The organism is Janthinobacterium sp. 75, from assembly GCF_004365495.1.
Lineage (GTDB): Bacteria > Pseudomonadota > Gammaproteobacteria > Burkholderiales > Burkholderiaceae_D > Janthinobacterium.
Map to the genome: position 1 here is coordinate 352,894 of NZ_SORD01000001.1, position 15,129 is coordinate 368,022.

Here is a 15,129-nt window from a genome sequence, read left to right on the forward strand (position 1 = left end):
ACCATCGCAGGTGTTGCATTATGGCAGTGTTTTCCACCCACACGTACTTCGCATGATCAAGCAAAGCCCCAAAGAATTCCCCCTGCGCACCGTCGACATCATCGTCTATCCAGGCTTCAAGGCGCTCGAAGCCATCGGCGCCATGAAAGTGTTTGACTACGCCAACACCCATTTGCGCCTGCGCAATCTGCCCGGTGGCTACGACGTGCGCATCGCGTCGACGGCCATCGGCCCCGTCGAGTCCGACACCCTGATGTCGCTGCACGCCAGCAAGGCGCTCGATGCCAGCCGCCTTCCCGACCTGGCCGTCATCGTCGGCTGCCACCATGTCGAGCAAGTCTTGCAGGACCTCCCCGCCCTCGCCGCCTGGGTGGCCGAGGCGGCGCCGCGCATCACGACCCTGGCGGCCCTGTGCACGGGCTGCTTCTTCCTGGCCGAAGCGGGCGTGCTCGACGGCAAGAGCGCCGCCACGCACTGGAGCGCCGTGGACAGCCTGCGTCAGCGCTATCCCTTGATACAGGTCAATGCCGATGCGATTTTCGTGCGAGAGGGGAAATTCTGGACGTCGGCCGGCGTGACGGCAGGTATCGACCTGGCCCTGGCCCTGGTGGAAGACGATTTCGGCCGCGATATCGCGCTGGAAGTGGCGCGCGACCTGGTGGTGTACCTGAAACGGCCCGGCGGCCAGTCGCAGTTTTCCGTGCACCTGTCGAGCCAGATGACCACGCACCCAACCATCCGCCAGTTGCAGGGCTGGATCATGGAACACCTGGACGAAGAACTCGGCATACCGCTGCTGGCGGCCAGGCTGGCCATGAGCGAGCGCAATTTTACGCGCGTGTTCCAGCGCGAAACGGGTAGCAGCCCCACGGAATTCATCGAAACGGCCCGCTTTGAAGTGGCGCGCCGCTTGCTGGAAGACAATGTGTCCTCCTTAAAACAGGTGGCAGTGCAGGCAGGCTTGCACAGCGAGGAAAGGCTGCGCCGCCTGTTTCAAAAGAAACTCGCCATCACGCCACGCGACTACCGCGAACGCTTTTCCAGCACGGCGCGTTAGGCGCAGCGAGAATCAGCGCGACTTCTTGGTACGCACGTGGCGCGTGGCCAACTGCTGGCGGTGCCAGGCCAGCGGCGTAAACATCAGCGCGCACAGCAGATAGGTGGCCAGCAGCGCCAGCCAGATGGCGGGCGAGGCGAGGATGGCGGCATTGCTCCACCACAAGGCCAGCAGGGAGGATAGGGCCGCGCCGAAGAAGATGGGCAGCATGCGGCGCAACGTGGCGAGGTAGGCAGTGGCAAACATGAACGGCTCCCAAAGCAAGGCGGATGCCTTCACACTAGCAGGCGCAGGCAGCGAAGTACAGCCTGCCGCCCTGCCCCGTCCGTCAAGTGTTGCGCATTGAGTACATTACGGTGCGATCAATACAGGAAGATTAATACAAGAAGATTAATACAGCACCACGGAACGGATCGATTCTCCGCTCTTCATCAGGTCGAAACCCTCATTGATGCGTTCGAGCGGCAAGCGGTGCGTGATCAGGTCGTCAATATTGAGCTTGCCTTCCATGTACCAGTCGACGATCTTCGGCACGTCCGTGCGGCCCCGTGCGCCGCCGAAGGCCGAACCGCGCCATTCACGCCCCGTCACCAGCTGGAATGGCCGCGTGGAAATTTCCTCGCCCGCTGCCGCCACGCCGATGATGAACGATTTTCCCCAGCCCTTGTGCGTGCACTCGAGCGCCTGGCGCATCAGCGTCGTGTTGCCGACGCATTCAAATGAATAATCGGCACCGCCATCGGTCAATTGCACGATGGCATCGACGACGTTTTCCACCGCGTTAGGATTGATGAAATGCGTCATGCCAAACTTGCGCGCGATGGCCTGGCGCGCCGGGTTGATATCGATGCCGATGATTTTATCGGCGCCGACCATTTTCGCCGCCTGGATCACGTTCAGGCCGATGCCGCCCAGGCCAAATACGGCCACATTCGCGCCCGCTTCCACCTTGGCCGAGAACAATACCGCGCCCACGCCCGTCGTCACGCCGCAGCCGATGTAGCAGACCTTGTCGAACGGCGCATCTTCGCGGATCTTGGCGAGAGCGATTTCCGGCACGACGATGTAATTGGAAAAGGTCGAGGTGCCCATGTAGTGGAACAGCGGCTGGCCATTCAGCGAAAAGCGGCTGGTGGCATCGGGCATCAGGCCGCGGCCCTGCGTGGAGCGGATGGCCTGGCACAAATTCGTCTTTTGCGACAGGCAGAACTTGCACTGGCGACATTCCGGCGTGTACAGGGGGATAACGTGGTCATCCTTTTTCAGGGTCGTCACGCCCGGACCCACATCGACGACGACGCCGGCGCCTTCGTGGCCCAGGATGGCCGGGAAGATACCTTCCGGGTCGGCGCCCGACAGGGTGTAGTAATCGGTATGGCAAATGCCAGTGGCTTTCAGCTCGACCAGCACTTCGCCGGCGCGCGGGCCGGCCAGGTCGACTTCTTCAATGGTCAGCGGGGCACCCGCCTTCCAGGCAATCGCGGCTTTGGTTTTCATGGGGATTCTTCCTGCTCGGTTTCAGATTCGCCATTATCGGGCGCCGGCGGACGCGATGGGGCAGCTGGCCCCGTGCTTGTCTGAAAACGCGGCGCATTTGTCCGATGCCGCCGTACCGTGCAGCAGCGCACGGAAGCGCGGTGTATGACAGGCGTACGCTTGCGCAAGCTCAATCTTGCGGGCACAAAAACGTGCATTCTTGACGTAACAGCATTCCCTTGATGCATCTCACTGACTCGCCATTTCATCGTTCCCGCAGGAGACTGACATGCGCAACTCGCTATTTCGACTGCCCATCACCTGGCCAGCGCTGCTGCTGGCATGCTGCCTGGCCCTGCTGGCCGCCTGTGGCGGCGGCCAAGACCACCCACCACCCGGCGCCACCACCGGCAGCCTGGCAGTCACCATCGGCGGCTTGCCGGCCGGCGTGGCGGGCGCAGTCACGGTCACGGGGCCCGCGTCCTACAGCAAGCTGCTGACGGCGAGCACCACGCTCACCAAGCTGGCGCCCGGCGCCTACATGCTCAGCGCCGCCAGCGTTGCGCAAGGCACGGTAACGCTGGCCCCCACGCCCGTCACGCAGCAGGTGCAAATCAATGCGGACGCCACGGCCAGCGCCGGCGTCACCTATGCAGCCACGGCACCGCTGGCCCTGGCCCTGCAAGAAGTGGCCAGCGGCTTGAGCGCGCCCATCTTCCTGACGGCGCCGCCCGGCGACAGCCGCCTCTTCATTCTCGAACGCCCCGGCCGCATCCGCGTAGTACAGAACGGCGGCCTGCTGGCCACGCCCTTCCTCGACATCAGCAGCCTGACCAGCACCAGCGGCGAACGGGGCTTGTTATCCATGGCCTTCCATCCGCAATATGCCAGCAACGGCTATTTCTTCCTGTATTACACCAACCTGGCCGGCGATATCGTCATCGAGCGCCGACAAGTGTCGGCGGGCAACGCCAACGTGGCCGATCCCCTGTCCGCCCTGACCATCCTCACGATACCCCACCCCACGTTCAGCAACCACTATGGCGGCTTGCTCAGCTTTGGCCCGGATGGCTACCTGTATGCGGGCACGGGTGACGGCGGCAGCGCGGGCGATCCGTCCGGCAATGCGCAAAATACGAACGTCCTGCTGGGAAAACTGCTGCGCCTGGACGTCAACGCCAGCACGGTGGCCCAGCCGTACGCAATTCCACCTGGCAATCCGTTTGCCGGCATGCCCGGCGCACGCGGGGAAATCTGGGCGTATGGCTTGCGCAACCCGTGGCGCTACGCCTTCGACATGCCGGCCCAGCTGCTGTATATCGCCGACGTGGGCCAGGCCAATTGGGAGGAGGTCGATGTGCGCCCCATGGGCCAGGCGGGCAACAATTACGGCTGGAACATCATGGAAGGCGCGCACTGCTACAACAGCAGCAGTTGCACGCAGGCGGCTCTGGTCCTGCCCGCCATCGAATACAGCCACGATGCTGCCGGCGGTTGCTCGGTCACGGGCGGCTATGTATACCGGGGCTCGGCCCTGCCGGAACTGGTCGGGCAGTACTTGTATTCGGACTACTGCAGCGGCTGGCTAAAAAGCTTCAGCTACGGCAATGGCACGGCTTCCGCCGTGACAGATTGGGGCATCACTAACGTGGGCAATATCCTGTCGTTTGGCCAGGATGCGCAAAACGAGCTGTACATGTTGAGCGGCACGGGCAAGGTCTACCAGATCGTCCGTAAATAAGCGTACATAAATAAGCGTACGCAAATAAGCGTGCGCAGGCGGACATGGTGGCGCACGCGGCTGAGGGCGTTTTTCGACGGGGCGCGGGGAACCGGCTAAAATGGTTTTTTTACGCCGCGCCCTGCGCATCAGCCCAAGAGAACACCATGGCCCGTTTGAAACTTGAATTTCCCGAAGACCAGTACTGCTATTCCTCGCAACTGACGGTACGCACCACGGACATCAATGCCGGCAACCATCTCGGCAACGACTCCATGATTTCCATGATTTCCGAGGCCCGCGCCCGCTTCCTGTTCGAGTTCGGCGTGCGCGACATCGAAGCGGACGGCACCGGCATCATCGTCACCGACCTGGCCACTACCTACCGTGCCGAAGCCCATGCGCGCGACCAGCTGCTGTTCGAAGTGGGCGTCATGGATTTTAATAAATATGGGGGCGACATCACCTTCCGCATCACGCGTCCTCGCGACAACACCCTGATCGCGATGGCAAAGTCCGGCTTTGTGTTTTTCAACTACAAGCGCAGCCAGGTCGTGCCGATGCCGGAAGAGTTCGGTAGCAAGTTCCCGCAGGTGAACTGGATCGATTAAGGGCTGGATTAAGCGGGTCGCCTTGCCGCCATGCTGTATGCTTGCCAGGAAGACATTAACACTGGAGCGGCATGCAAGCAGCGATAACGGCAAGACTATGCCTGGCCCTGGCCTTGCCGGGCCTGTGGCCGACGACCGCCCTGGCCGCGCCGCAAACCGTCATTTTGTACGGCGACGACGACTATGCCCCGTACAGCTATGTGGAAAACGGCGTCTTCAAGGGCATGTACATCGATATCCTGCGCCTGGCAGCCAGCACGATGCCCGACTACCGGCTGGAACTGCAGCCGCGTCCCTGGAAACGGGGTCTCGATGCGCTGGAAAAAGGCCAGGTATTCGGCCTGTTCCCGCCCGGGTACAAGACGGAACGGCCGTACGTGCAACCGTATTCGACCATGTTGTACCGCGAATCGGTGGTGTTGTTTTGCCATGATGCCGTGATGCGCACGCCGCGCACGCATTTTCCTGCCGATTTCGCCGGCCTGACCATAGGCGTCAACACGGGTTTTTTGCTGTCGGAAAAATTGATGGCGCCGGCCCGCCAGGGATTGCTGCACCTGGAAGCGGCCAAGGGCAATGAAGCCAATCTGAAGAAACTGGCACTGCGGCGCATCGATTGCTACGCCAGCGACCGCGGCGCGGCACGCCACACGGCGCGCCAACTGCAAGGCGAACTGGACAGATACGCCTTTCAATTGCACGAAGTGCTGGAACTGTCATCCGAAGCCACCTACATTGCCTACAGCGCGCGCAATACGCCCGCCTACAAGGCCGACTTCATCAACAAGATGAATGCGGCCCTGCTTGCCATGCGGCAGAACGGCCAGCTGGCACGCATCGAAGGGGCGTACCTGCGCTGACATAGCGGTGCATGCTCGCTTACTTGCGCGCCTGGCGCTTCACCTTGATGCCGAAGGTGTCACCATACCAGTCATCGATCATCAGCTTCTCATAGCGCAGCTTTTCATTGCTGAAGTAATGATTGATGCGGGTCAGGTACGACATGTCGGACAAGGCTGCATCGCCACTGCGAATGACCTTGCCATCCTGTTCCAGCACATAGTGCAGGCGCATGCGCGGCCAGTCGACCCGGCCATTCATGACGCGGATATCCTGGCCTGCACGCAGCGCGGGATCTTCACGTCCCGCCAGATCCACGTCCGTGACGTCGATTTTCAAGGTCTGCCCGGGTGGCAGCGATGCGCCCAGCTTCGCGAAATGCCGACTCAGTTCCTTTAACGCCTCTTCCCGTTCGTGCGGATTGAACGGGACATCCGTGAATTGATCCGGTTTGCTGAAATGCACCTCGGTTCCTGCCCAGGCCGCACTGCTGGCGAGCAAGGCCAGGCCGGCGATCAGGGCGCGCGTCGTTTGCTTTTGCATGATGTACCCTTTCAGGAAAAGTGAGTGGCATGGGGCCACTTCTTATGCCTATTCAATATAGCGCGCTCCACCCCATTCTGACGCGAAATTCATACCTTGTTACTTTTCTGATTTTCCGTGAGAAAGGCGGAACGGCGTATTTTTTTGCAGATTCATTGGCAATATTAATTAAAACAAAGTATTGTCTTGAAAATATAGTTGCCTAAGCGATAAAGTATAGATAGTGTCAGCAGCAGGCATTTAAAGTGTTTTTTTAGCAGCTGTGTTGCATGTTGTTGGTCAATTTTTCTTGCTTATTGTTAATACTTGGCCGTCAGTCTACAATCGATAAAATGCGCCCAAAAAACGCGCAACGCCAGTCGTGGCGCACAGGCTAGCCTGGCGCGGGCGTCTCAGCATTGCGTCAGTTATGCCTTTTAGCGGAACTCGCCCTTATGTCATTTTTGTCTTCAGCCTCACCCAAGTTACTCCCCTGGAAAGTCTTGCTCGTCGATGATGAACCCGACATCCACGACATCACCAAACTGACACTGAGCCGTTTCCGCCTCGAGGGCCGCGCCCTGAGCTTCGTGCATGCGTATAGCGGCGCCGAAGCCAAGCAGGTGCTGGCGCGCGAAGAAGGCATCGCGCTAGTCTTCCTCGACGTGGTGATGGAACGCGAAGACAGCGGCCTGGAGGTGGCGCGCTGGATGCGCGAAGACCTGGGCAACCAGTTTACGCGCATCGTGCTGCGCACGGGACAGCCGGGACAGGCGCCGGAAGAACGGGTGATCGTCAATTACGACATCAACGACTATAAGGAAAAGACGGAACTGGACCGCACCAAGCTGTTCACCACCACCTTTGCCGCCCTGCGCGCCTACCGCGACATCATGAAGGTGGAAGAGGCGCGCCTGGCCCAGCTGCACTATCGCGAAGGCCTGGAAAGAGTCATCGCGGCGTCGGCGCATATCTTCAAGCAGCGCAACCTGCGCGACTTCGCCAGCGGCCTGCTGCAGCAAGTCGTCGCCCTGCTGCGCCTGGAAACGAGCATGCTGCTGCGCCTGCGCGGCGCCAGCGCCATCACGGGCGAACAGGATTATGAAATCCTTGCGCAGATCGGCGACCATGAAGCCGATGGCGGCATCCTCAGCCCGTCACTGCTGTCGCAGCTGGACGATGCCAAGAGCAACAAGATCTCGCGCCTGCACGGCGACACCTATGTCGGCTATTTTCCGAACAGCAGCGGCAAGGCATCCTTGCTGGTACTCAAAGGCGTGGAAGAGATTTCCGACCTCGATGCGCAATTGCTGGAAGTATTCTGCTCCGGCGTGGCGATCGCCTTCGACAACATCCTGCTGACGCAGGAAATCACCGATACCCAGGCCGAACTGATCCTGCGCCTGGGCGACGTGGTCGAATCACGCTCGCACGAAGGCGGCAACCACGTGCGCCGCATGGCCGAAGTGTGCCAGCTGCTGGCGCAGGCATCCGGCATGTCGGAAGAGGAAACCATGGTGCTGCGCCACGCGGCGCCCATGCATGATATCGGCAAGATTTCCACGCCTGACGCCGTGCTGCTCAAACCGGGCAAGCTCGACGCGGCCGAATGGGAAATCATGAAGCAGCATCCGACGGTGGGCATGTCCATCCTCGACGGCTCGCAGCGCCCGCTGCTCAAAGCAGCGGCCGTGATCGCCCACCAGCACCATGAAAAGTACGACGGCAGCGGCTATCCGCAAGGCCTGGTCGGCGAAAACATCCACAAATACGCGCGCATCGCCGCCGTCGCCGATGTCTTCGACGCCCTCATGCACAAGCGCTGCTACAAGGACGCCTGGCCCCTGGAGCGCGTGGTCAGCTACCTGCGCGAAGTGAGCGGCAGCCACCTCGACCCGCAGTATGTGGAGTTGCTGATTGCGAATCTCGACGAAGCGCTTGCGTTGAATCAGCGTTTCCCTGATTAGTAGGTCGGATTACGCGGTTCATCAAAAAGCCAAGTGCCCCAGAGCGATACGCACGCCGGCAAAACACGCTTCGGCACTAGCCCCCAATACGGGCGTTCCGGGCCAAGCGGGCCTGAAAAATGTCGAGGGCAAGGCGCAGCGACGCAGACAGTACGCATGTACGGCAAGGAGCTGCAACGCCGCCATCGGCATTTTCTCAGGCCCGCGTCTCCGGCCCGCCGTTTTAGGTTTTCAAGGACACATCATTGAAACCGCCGCCGGCGTCGGATTACGCGGCCTTGCCGCTAATCCGAGCTACGTGGTTCGAGTGGGAAACGGATCTTGTAATGCAATCCCATGCCCGGCGCGCTGACCACCTTCACCGTGCCGCCCAGCGGCCCCGTCACCAGGTTGTACAGGATATGCGCACCGAGGCCGCTGCCGCCCGAGCCCCGCTTCGTCGTGAAGAAGGGATCAAACAGCTGGCCCAGGGTGGCGTTATCCATGCCCATGCCGTCATCGCTGTAGTCGAGTTCCAGCATCTCGCCGGCCGTCCGCACGCTGATCTTGATCTTGCCCGGCTCGCCTTCGACAAAGCCGTGCACCAGTGAATTGACCACCATGTTCGTGACGATCTGCGAGACAGCGCCCGGATAGCTGCGCAGCTGCACCTCGGGCGCGCAATCGATGTCTACTTTGATCGGCTTGCCCTTCAGCTTGGGCTGCAGAGAGAGCAGGATTTCATCGAGATATTTGCGCAAATTAAAGCTGCGCAACTCATCCGACGACTGGTCCACGGCCACCTGCTTGAAGCTGCGCACCAGCGCCGCGGCACGCTGCGTATTCGTCGTCATGATGCGCAGGGTCTGGTCGATGATGTCGAAAAACTGCCGCAAACCGTCTTCATCGAGTTGGCCGCCGTCCAGGTCTTCGCGCGTCAGCTTCAATTCCTGCACCAGGTGACTGGTGGCCGTGACGCAAATGCCCAGCGGCGTATTGATTTCATGCGCCACGCCCGCCACCAGGCGGCCCAGCGAGGCGAGCTTTTCCTGGCGTACCAGTTCCGACTGCGCCTCCTGCAAGGCGCTCAGGGCGCTGTTCAGGGCCGCGTTCTGCTCTTCCAGCGCTTCCTTGGCCTGGCGCATGGCGCTGTCGGCCTGAATACGGGCCATCGCCACGGCCACATGGCTGGCCATGAAGGCCAGCACGTCCAGTTCCGCCTGCCCATACACGACGGAAGTATCGTAGCTTTGCACGATGATCACGCCATATTTCCGCTCGCCCAGCAGCATGGGCGCACCCATCCAGCTGGCGATGCCCACATTGCCCAGCGGCTCGTCCATCTCGCCACTGTCCACCAGCGCCGCATAGCTGTCCGCATCGAGCAGGCAGGCCTGGCGGCGCGCCAGCACGTACGAACTCATGCCGATGCCGTAATGAAAGCGCTTCACGGGCGCCTGCGCGTCCTTTTCATCGACAAAATACGGGATCGTGATGTCCTTGTTGTCCGGATGGTACAGGGCGATGAGGAAGTTCTTCGCCGTCACCAGCTCGCTGATGATGGCGTGCAGCCGCGCATACAGGGTCGTCGCATCGGACGCCTGCGCCGACAGGTTGGCGATTTCATATAGCGCATGCTGCAGGTTTTCCGCGCGGCGCCGCTCGGCCACCTCGTGCGCCAGCAGGGCCGTGCGCTCCTGCACCGCCTTTTCCAGCCGGTCCATGCTTTGCATGCCTTGCAGGGCGCTCGACACGTGTGTGGCGATCAGCGCGAACAGGGCCTGGTCTTCCAGGCTGAAGCGGTGCTGCGCGTCATAGCTCTGGATGACGATGGCACCCAGTACCTGGTGCTGCTGGTCCAGCAGCGGACAGCCGATCCAGTGCTCGGCCGCCGTGCCGCCGCCCCATGCGCCGCCACCGATGGCGCGCATGGCGTCGTCGTCGGCCGTCATCACCAGTTGCTTGCGGTTGACGATGACCCACGCCGTGGGCGATTGCGCGGCGCTGGCCAGGCGCACGCCGATGTCCGGGTCGGGCGCCGCATCGAATTCATCGACAAAATAGGGAAAGCGCACCAGGCCGTCGTCACGGTCGCTCAGGGCCACATAAAAATTGGCCGCATACATGATGCGCCCCAGCGCCGCATGCACCGCCTGCAGGAATTCGCTGATATCGCTGCAGGTGCTCGAGCGCTGCCCGATTTCCAGCAACACGGTCTGGACGGCTTCCAGGCGGCTAAGACGGCTTTCCATGGGTAACTGTGTGCCTTGTGTACATATAATGTTCTGAAAATCAATATTATCAGTTCAGCCCAGCCTTGGCACGGCATAAAACGCACAATCTTGCCTTAAGGCAGAGCAACACACGCAACGCCGGCATTTGCCACGCTGGCGATACAGTGGCAGACTAGGCCCCTTCCTACAGACCAGACCGTCCTCATGACTGCCACGCTACGCGCCTCGCTTCGCCCCTATACCCTCGCTGGCCTGCTGGCCTTTGCCGCGCTGGGCATGCCGCCGCTGTGCGCCGCGCCAGCCAAGGCGCCGGCAGCGGAAACGGCCGATGGCGGACGCTATTTTGGCCCCCTCGTCGCGGGCAAGATGCACGGACAGGGCCGGCTCGAGTACGCGAGCGGTGCGTTTTACGAAGGGGGCTTCGCGCGCGGCGTGTTTTCCGGCCAGGGCACGCTGCGCCAGGCGTCCGGCGTCGAATACACGGGCGCCTTCCGCCAGGGTGCCTTCGATGGCATCGGCCGCTACACCTCGCCCAAGGGCGAGATCTATGCGGGCGACTTCGTCAAGGGCAGCTTCGAAGGACAAGGCCGCTTCCAGGGCGCCGATGGCGCCACCTTCGAAGGCCATTTCAAACACTGGCGCCCGCACGGCGCAGGCAAGCTGACCGACACGGACGGCACCGTCTTCGAAGGCGACTTCGTACAGGGCCAGCTGCAGGGCAAGGCCAAGGTCAGCACCAGCGACGGCATCCACTACGAAGGCGAGCTGAAAGACTGGAAATTCGAAGGCGAAGGCGTGCTGCGCACGGCCGACGGCGATGAATACCGGGGCAGTTTCAAGAATGGCCAATTCGACGGCAAGGGCGTGCTGCGCTACGCCGTCGCACAGGCCGATGGCCGGCGCGAAGACAGCGGCAACTGGACCGAAGGCCAGCTGGACGACCCGGCCTTGGATAAGCTCACGCGCGACAATATCGAACTGGCCCTGTATAACCAGCGCACCCTGCTCGACGGTGCCCTGGCGCGCATCGCGCCGCGCGATGCGGCGAAGAAGATCAATCTGTATTTGCTGGGCGTGGCGGGCGATGGCGCGCAGGAAGTGTTTCACCGCGAAACGGCCTTCGTGCAGCGCCAGTTCGACCGCGATTACGGCACCGTAGGCCGCTCCCTGATGCTGGTCAATAGCCGCAACACGGTGGCGCAGCAGCCGATGGCCACGCGTACCAGCATAGCCGCCAGCCTCGACGCCCTGGGCGCGAAGATGGACAAGCGGAACGACATCCTGTTCCTGTTCCTCACCAGCCACGGCTCGCCCGAGCACGAACTGGCGCTGGCGCAGAACGGCATGGACTTGCACAGCCTGCCCGCGCAGGAGCTTGCCACCATGCTCAAGCACAGCGGCATCCGCTGGAAGGTCATCGTGATCTCGGCCTGCTACGCGGGCGGTTTCATCGATGCGCTGAAGGATGATCAGACGCTGGTCATCACGGCCGCGCGCAGCGACCGCACCTCGTTCGGGTGCGACGACCAGAGCGATTTCACGTATTTCAGCGAAGCGTATTTCAAGGAAGCGCTGCCAAAGAGTGCCGGCTTTGCCGAAGCGTTCGACCAGGCCAGGGTGCTGGTGCAGGCGCGCGAGGCGGCCGATTTCCGCGAAGGCGGCATGGAAGCGGAAGAGCATTCCGAGCCGCAAATGTTCCAGGGCAAGGCCATCGCCGCGCAGCTGAAGGCGTGGCGCGCCCAGCCGCGCTAAGCTGGGCACGGTCGCCCGCCTTTCTGTACAATAGCCTTCACTATGCGACGATTCTTCCTCATTTTGCTGCTGTTCGTGCTTCCGCTCCAGATGTCCTGGGCTGCGGCGAGCGCGTATTGCCTGCACGAAGAAGGCAAGGCGGCGCAGCACCTGGGCCACCACAGCCACCAGCACAAGGCGGATGCTGACAAGAAACCCGTGGCTGACAAAGCTGACCAGCAGAAAAAAGGCCAGCCGCACAGCGATTGCAACGTCTGCCATGGCATCGGCCATGCGTGGCTACCGGCCGGCTCCAGCCTGCCGGTCGGCGACATGGCCTCCGTCAACGCGGACACTTCCCCCTTCTTTTACGCGTCTCACATCCCGGACGCTCCCAAGCGCCCTGACTGGTCGTCGGCCATTTAGGCCGACGGGACATTTCATTCCACTGATCGCAATACACGCGCCTGATTGACCTGGGCGCCAGCCTGCGCGTCCCGTCGAATTCTTTTCCATGCTTTTGGAGAATTCGATGTACCGATCCATTCATCTGTTATTGCTCTCCGCCGGCCTGCTGGCCGGCAATCTTGCCCATGCGCAAACACCTGCGGAGCCCGCCGGACCCCTGACCTTGCCCGCCGCGCTGCTGCTCGCCGAAGGCGGCAACGCCACCCTGTCGGCCGCCCGCCATGAACTGGCGGCGCAAGGGGGCGCCCTGCAACAGGCGCGCTCCCTGCCCAATCCGGAACTGCAAACCGTGCTGGAAGACACGCGGCGCGCCACGCGCAGCACCACCGTGCAGCTCAACCAGCTCATAGAACTGGGCGGCAAGCGCGGTGCCCGCACGGTCGTCGCCCAGCGCGGCGAAGACCTGGCGCAAGCGGGCCTGTTCCTTCAGCAAGCCGACACGCGCGCCGCCGTCACCACCGCCTTTGTCGACGTGCTGGCCGCCCAGGAAGGCTTGCGCCTGGCCGACAGCGCGCAGGCGCTGGCCGCGCGCGCCAGCGACATCACGGCGCGCCGGGTCACGGCCGGCAAGGCGTCCCCTGTCGAAGAAACGCGTGCCAAGGTTGCCGAAGCGAGCGTGCGGCTGGAGCTGAACCTGGCCCGCAGTACCCTGGCCAGCGCCCGCAAGCGCCTGGCCGCCCTGTGGGGCAATGCCACGCCGCGCTTCAGCGTCGCGGAAGGACGCCTGGAAACCTTGCCGGAGCTGCCATCCGCCAGCGAACTGGCGGCACGCCTGGACCAGGCCCCGGCCGTGCGCCAGGCGCACAGCGCGCTGGCCCAGCGGCAAGCCATGCTGGACGTGGAACAGCGGCGCGCCACGCCCGACGTCACGGTCAGCATCGGCATGAAGCGCTCGGAAGAGCTGGGCCGCAACCAGGCCATCATCGGCCTGGCCTTGCCGCTGCCCCTGTTCGACCGCAATGCCGGCAACAGGCTCGACGCCCTGCGCCGCAGCGACAAGGCCAGCGACGAGCTGGCCGCCGCCCGCATCGCCGTGCAGACCAATGTAGCCGCCGCCAGCGAACGGCTGGCCACGGCCCGGCTTGACGTGGAAAGCTTGCGCCAGGACATTTTGCCTGGCGCACAAAGCGCCTACGACGCGGCCAGCAAGGGTTTTGAGTTCGGCAAGTTCGCCTTCCTCGACGTGCTCGATGCCCAGCGCACCTTGCTGCAAGCCAAAAACCAATACCTGCGCGCGCTGACCGAAGCGCAGCACGCCGCTGCCGAGATCGAGCGCCTGCTGGGCGCCCCCTCCTCCCTGTAAGGAACACCAGCCATGAATATCACACTGAATAAAAAGCAGGCGATTGCCATCGCTTCCATCGCGGCCACCGGCATCGTCCTGGCCATTCTCATCCTCGGCACGGGCACATCCAAGACACCGCCGCCTGCCGTCAAGGCGGAAGCACATGCGGAAAAGAAAGACGAACATGGCCACGAGGAAGTGGAAGGCAGGCTGGAATTGACGGCTGCGCAAAGCCGCGCAGCCGGCGTCGTCACCGCCACGGCCGCGCCAGGCCGCATCAAGACGACAATCGCCCTGCCCGGCGAAATCCGTTTCAATGAAGACCGCACGGCCCACGTCGTGCCGCGCCTGGCAGGCGTGGTGGAAGCCGTACAGGCTGACCTGGGCCAGCTGGTGAAAAAGGGGCAGATCCTGGCCGTCATCGCCAGCACGGAACTGTCGGAACAGCGCAGCGCATTGCTGTCGGCGCAGCGGCGTTTATCCCTGGCCCGCTCCACGTATGAACGCGAAGAAAAACTGTGGCGCGAGAAAATTTCGGCGGAGCAAGATTATCTGCAAGCGCAGCAAACGTGGCGCGAGGCGGAAATCGCCGTTCATAATGCGCAGCAAAAGCTCAGCGCGCTGGGCGCCGGTGCTTCCGGCAAAGGGCCGCTGAACCGCTACGACATCCGCGCGCCGTTCGACGGCATGGTGCTGGAAAAACACATCACCCTGGGCGAGGCCGTCAAGGAAGACGCGAACATCTTCGTCATTTCCGACCTCTCGACCGTGTGGGCGGAAATCGCCGTGCCAGCGAAAGACCTGGCCACCGTGCGCATGGGAGGCAAGGCGAAAGTGAAAGCCAGCGCTTTTGATGCCAGCGCGCAAGGCACGATCACCTATGTGGGCGCGCTGCTGGGCGAGCAGACGCGCACGGCCAAGGCACGCATCAGCTTGCTGAACCCCGACATGGCCTGGCGCCCGGGCCTGTTCGTCACGGTGGAAGTGGTGTCCGGTGAAGCGGACGCGCCCGTCACCGTGCTCAGCACGGCCATCCAGACGGTGGAAGACAAGCCCGTCGTCTTCGTGCAAGTCAAGGAGGGTTACCAGGCCACGCCCGTGGTGCTGGGGCGCAGCGATGGCACCTTGACGCATATCAAGCAGGGCCTGGCCGCCGGCACGCCGTACGCGGCGCAAGGCAGCTTTGTGCTGAAGTCCGAGCTGGGCAAAGATTCCGCCGGCCACGAACATTGATCACGT

At 62.5% G+C, this 15,129-nt stretch carries 13 protein-coding genes; 9 read left to right on the top strand and 4 right to left on the bottom strand.

What is annotated here, in order from left to right:
• Window positions 1–52: 52 nt before the first annotated feature.
• Window positions 53–1,057, top strand: a complete 1,005-nt coding sequence (locus tag C8C89_RS01690) for a helix-turn-helix domain-containing protein (protein WP_133988742.1) — start codon at window positions 53–55, stop codon at window positions 1,055–1,057.
• A gap of 12 nt (window positions 1,058–1,069) precedes the next feature.
• On the opposite strand, the gene C8C89_RS01695 is transcribed toward C8C89_RS01690, so the two are convergent.
• Both C8C89_RS01695 and C8C89_RS01700 read right to left on the bottom strand, forming a co-directional pair.
• Window positions 1,070–1,303, bottom strand: a complete 234-nt coding sequence (locus C8C89_RS01695) for a hypothetical protein (RefSeq protein ID WP_133988743.1) — start codon at window positions 1,301–1,303, stop codon at window positions 1,070–1,072.
• 144 nt (window positions 1,304–1,447) lie between these two features.
• A complete protein-coding gene (locus C8C89_RS01700) occupies window positions 1,448–2,554 on the bottom strand; it encodes an S-(hydroxymethyl)glutathione dehydrogenase/class III alcohol dehydrogenase (RefSeq protein ID WP_133988744.1) in 1,107 nt (368 codons plus the stop codon).
• A gap of 268 nt (window positions 2,555–2,822) precedes the next feature.
• Between C8C89_RS01700 and C8C89_RS01705 the strand changes: the two genes are divergently transcribed.
• From C8C89_RS01705 to C8C89_RS01715, 3 genes are all read left to right on the top strand, one after another.
• Window positions 2,823–4,274, top strand: a complete 1,452-nt coding sequence (locus tag C8C89_RS01705) for a PQQ-dependent sugar dehydrogenase (RefSeq protein ID WP_133988745.1) — start codon at window positions 2,823–2,825, stop codon at window positions 4,272–4,274.
• A 146-nt stretch (window positions 4,275–4,420) separates the two neighbouring features.
• The gene (locus C8C89_RS01710; protein WP_071079638.1) at window positions 4,421–4,864 is read left to right on the top strand and encodes a thioesterase family protein; all 444 of its coding nucleotides are present in this window, start codon (window positions 4,421–4,423) and stop codon (window positions 4,862–4,864) included.
• A 71-nt stretch (window positions 4,865–4,935) separates the two neighbouring features.
• Entirely contained in the window at window positions 4,936–5,724 is a 789-nt protein-coding gene (locus C8C89_RS01715; RefSeq protein ID WP_133988746.1) for a transporter substrate-binding domain-containing protein, read from the top strand.
• Between the two features lie 19 nt (window positions 5,725–5,743).
• Here C8C89_RS01715 and C8C89_RS01720 read toward each other — a convergent pair whose 3' ends face one another.
• The gene (locus C8C89_RS01720; RefSeq protein ID WP_101483705.1) at window positions 5,744–6,247 is read right to left on the bottom strand and encodes a DUF3016 domain-containing protein; all 504 of its coding nucleotides are present in this window, start codon (window positions 6,245–6,247) and stop codon (window positions 5,744–5,746) included.
• 434 nt (window positions 6,248–6,681) lie between these two features.
• Between C8C89_RS01720 and C8C89_RS01725 the strand changes: the two genes are divergently transcribed.
• Window positions 6,682–8,193: a response regulator gene (locus C8C89_RS01725; protein ID WP_133988747.1), complete on the top strand. Its 1,512-nt coding sequence runs from the start codon at window positions 6,682–6,684 to the stop codon at window positions 8,191–8,193.
• A 284-nt stretch (window positions 8,194–8,477) separates the two neighbouring features.
• Here C8C89_RS01725 and C8C89_RS01730 read toward each other — a convergent pair whose 3' ends face one another.
• Window positions 8,478–10,424, bottom strand: coding sequence for a GAF domain-containing sensor histidine kinase (locus C8C89_RS01730; protein ID WP_133988748.1), 1,947 nt, complete (start codon window positions 10,422–10,424; stop codon window positions 8,478–8,480).
• Window positions 10,425–10,610: 186 nt separating this feature from the next.
• On the opposite strand from C8C89_RS01730, the gene C8C89_RS01735 reads away from it, so the two are divergent.
• The 4 genes from C8C89_RS01735 to C8C89_RS01750 all read left to right on the top strand — a co-directional run bounded on the left by C8C89_RS01735 (window position 10,611) and on the right by C8C89_RS01750 (window position 15,123).
• Window positions 10,611–12,158, top strand: coding sequence for a C13 family peptidase (locus C8C89_RS01735; protein ID WP_133988749.1), 1,548 nt, complete (start codon window positions 10,611–10,613; stop codon window positions 12,156–12,158).
• A gap of 42 nt (window positions 12,159–12,200) precedes the next feature.
• Window positions 12,201–12,563: a cation efflux protein, CzcI family gene (czcI, locus tag C8C89_RS01740; protein WP_101483701.1), complete on the top strand. Its 363-nt coding sequence runs from the start codon at window positions 12,201–12,203 to the stop codon at window positions 12,561–12,563.
• Window positions 12,564–12,669: 106 nt separating this feature from the next.
• On the top strand, window positions 12,670–13,908 hold the full coding sequence (locus C8C89_RS01745) for a TolC family protein (RefSeq protein ID WP_133988750.1): 1,239 nt from the start codon (window positions 12,670–12,672) through the stop codon (window positions 13,906–13,908).
• Window positions 13,909–13,920: 12 nt separating this feature from the next.
• Window positions 13,921–15,123, top strand: coding sequence for an efflux RND transporter periplasmic adaptor subunit (locus C8C89_RS01750; protein ID WP_133988751.1), 1,203 nt, complete (start codon window positions 13,921–13,923; stop codon window positions 15,121–15,123).
• Window positions 15,124–15,129 lie beyond the last annotated feature (6 nt).

Excerpts from the sequence above, each read along its gene's own strand:
- C8C89_RS01720 (WP_101483705.1), bottom strand. The coding sequence starts at position 6,247 with ATGCAAAAGCAAACGACGCGCGCCCTGATCGCCGGCCTGGCCTTGCTC.
- C8C89_RS01705 (WP_133988745.1), top strand. The coding sequence starts at position 2,823 with ATGCGCAACTCGCTATTTCGACTGCCCATCACCTGGCCAGCGCTGCTG.
- C8C89_RS01750 (WP_133988751.1), top strand. The coding sequence starts at position 13,921 with ATGAATATCACACTGAATAAAAAGCAGGCGATTGCCATCGCTTCCATC.
- C8C89_RS01745 (WP_133988750.1), top strand. The coding sequence starts at position 12,670 with ATGTACCGATCCATTCATCTGTTATTGCTCTCCGCCGGCCTGCTGGCC.
- C8C89_RS01725 (WP_133988747.1), top strand. The coding sequence starts at position 6,682 with ATGTCATTTTTGTCTTCAGCCTCACCCAAGTTACTCCCCTGGAAAGTC.
- C8C89_RS01735 (WP_133988749.1), top strand. The coding sequence starts at position 10,611 with ATGACTGCCACGCTACGCGCCTCGCTTCGCCCCTATACCCTCGCTGGC.
- C8C89_RS01730 (WP_133988748.1), bottom strand. The coding sequence starts at position 10,424 with ATGGAAAGCCGTCTTAGCCGCCTGGAAGCCGTCCAGACCGTGTTGCTG.
- C8C89_RS01690 (WP_133988742.1), top strand. The coding sequence starts at position 53 with ATGATCAAGCAAAGCCCCAAAGAATTCCCCCTGCGCACCGTCGACATC.
- czcI (WP_101483701.1), top strand. The coding sequence starts at position 12,201 with ATGCGACGATTCTTCCTCATTTTGCTGCTGTTCGTGCTTCCGCTCCAG.
- C8C89_RS01715 (WP_133988746.1), top strand. The coding sequence starts at position 4,936 with ATGCAAGCAGCGATAACGGCAAGACTATGCCTGGCCCTGGCCTTGCCG.
- C8C89_RS01695 (WP_133988743.1), bottom strand. The coding sequence starts at position 1,303 with ATGTTTGCCACTGCCTACCTCGCCACGTTGCGCCGCATGCTGCCCATC.
- C8C89_RS01710 (WP_071079638.1), top strand. The coding sequence starts at position 4,421 with ATGGCCCGTTTGAAACTTGAATTTCCCGAAGACCAGTACTGCTATTCC.
- C8C89_RS01700 (WP_133988744.1), bottom strand. The coding sequence starts at position 2,554 with ATGAAAACCAAAGCCGCGATTGCCTGGAAGGCGGGTGCCCCGCTGACC.